Below are 1,395 nucleotides of genomic sequence, written 5' to 3' on the forward strand. Positions count from 1 at the left end.
CCTCGACGCCACGTCCGACGGCGTCCGGCTCGACCCCGACATGGCCGTCTTCAGCCTGCCCCGAGTGGCGCAAGCTCCAGGGCCACCTTGCCCGGCCGACGAAGCCGCACCGATCCCGGACCGAGGGCCACGGCCGCGCCTACGAGTGCGGCGTGTGCGGCGAGCGGCTCTACTTCCAGGCCGCGGCCAACCCGGCCCACGCCACCTACCGGTGCCGCGGCGTCCGGCATGAGCCCGGCCAGCCCGCCGCCTCCGTCATCCGCGTCAACGCCGACCGCTACGTCGAGGCCGAGTTCCTCCGCCGCTTCGGCCGGCTGCCCGTCTTCGAGCGCGTGACGACTGACTCGACCGCCGTCCGAGACGAAGCCGTCGCGCTTGCCCGCCTCCGCCTCGACGCTGCCCCGAGCTGCCCAGGATGCCGCCGTCACCGACGAGGACGAGGACACCACCTATCGCGCCTACCGTCGCGCCAAGGCCGCCCTCCGCGATGCTGAGGCCCTCCCGACCGCGACCGTGACCGAAGAGGTCCCGACCGGCGAGACCTTCGCTCAGGTCTGGGAACGAGCCGACGAGGAGGACCGGACCTCGCTCCTCCTCCGGGTCGGGCCCTGGGGTGGTCGAACCGGGCCGCCTGCCTATCGATCAGAAGGTGCACCGAGCGGAGGCCGAGCCCGACTACCTCGCCGGGCAGATAGACGACTGACGCCGGGCGAGAGGCCGGAGGCCCCCGATGGTGTAGAAGGTGTAGAAGGTGTACCTCTCTCTAGTTACTTCTTCAAGAACTACTTTCTTGAGGGGTAACCAGGGAGACCTACAACTTCTACACCTTCTACACCCTGAGGGTTGCGCAAGTGCCCTTGCGTGGCTACGCTGGTGCCATGGCCGGAGGAACCGGCCCAACTGACCAGGAGGACACCATGGGCAACGAGCCCCGCACGGACATCCCGACCGTCACCGTCGAGTGCGCCTGCAAGCACTGCAAGGCGTTCGCCGCTCGCACGGGCCAGGCCCTCCCCTGCGGGCGGAGGTCAACGAGAAGATGGCCGCCGCAATCTGCGGCACGGCCAAGGGCCGCCACTCGATGGTGCAGAAGGCCCACCAGCCGCCGTTCGGCCGCATGGACGCCATGCAGGCCAAGATGGGCCCCGTGGGTCGCCTGACCATGCTCCGCCGCCTAGCCCGCGCGCTCGCTACCCTCGCCCTCGACGTCCTGGCCTTCGCCGTGGGCGTCGTGGTGGGCGGCATCCCGCTCGCCGTCCTGATCTTCTGGCTCGCCGACCGCTACCTGTACTGACCGCCCGCCTCCTACATACCCCAAGGAGCACACCATGAGCGACACCCCCGCCCAGATCAGGGCCCTCTACGACACCGACCGGACCGCGACGCCTACGAGGC

Annotated in this window: 2 protein-coding genes; one reads left to right on the forward strand and one right to left on the reverse strand. The window is 70.0% G+C overall.

The window, feature by feature from the left end; translation table 11 throughout:
• Positions 1–50 precede the first annotated feature (50 nt).
• Positions 51–446, reverse strand: a complete 396-nt coding sequence (locus PROKR_RS32305) for a hypothetical protein (RefSeq protein WP_169736299.1) — start codon at positions 444–446, stop codon at positions 51–53.
• 593 nt (positions 447–1,039) lie between these two features.
• Here PROKR_RS32305 and PROKR_RS02710 point away from each other — a divergent pair.
• On the forward strand, positions 1,040–1,294 hold the full coding sequence (locus tag PROKR_RS02710; RefSeq protein WP_036959382.1) for a hypothetical protein: 255 nt from the start codon (positions 1,040–1,042) through the stop codon (positions 1,292–1,294).
• Positions 1,295–1,395 lie beyond the last annotated feature (101 nt).

It is taken from the genome of Promicromonospora kroppenstedtii DSM 19349 (assembly GCF_000515355.1).
Taxonomy (GTDB): domain Bacteria; phylum Actinomycetota; class Actinomycetes; order Actinomycetales; family Cellulomonadaceae; genus Promicromonospora; species Promicromonospora kroppenstedtii.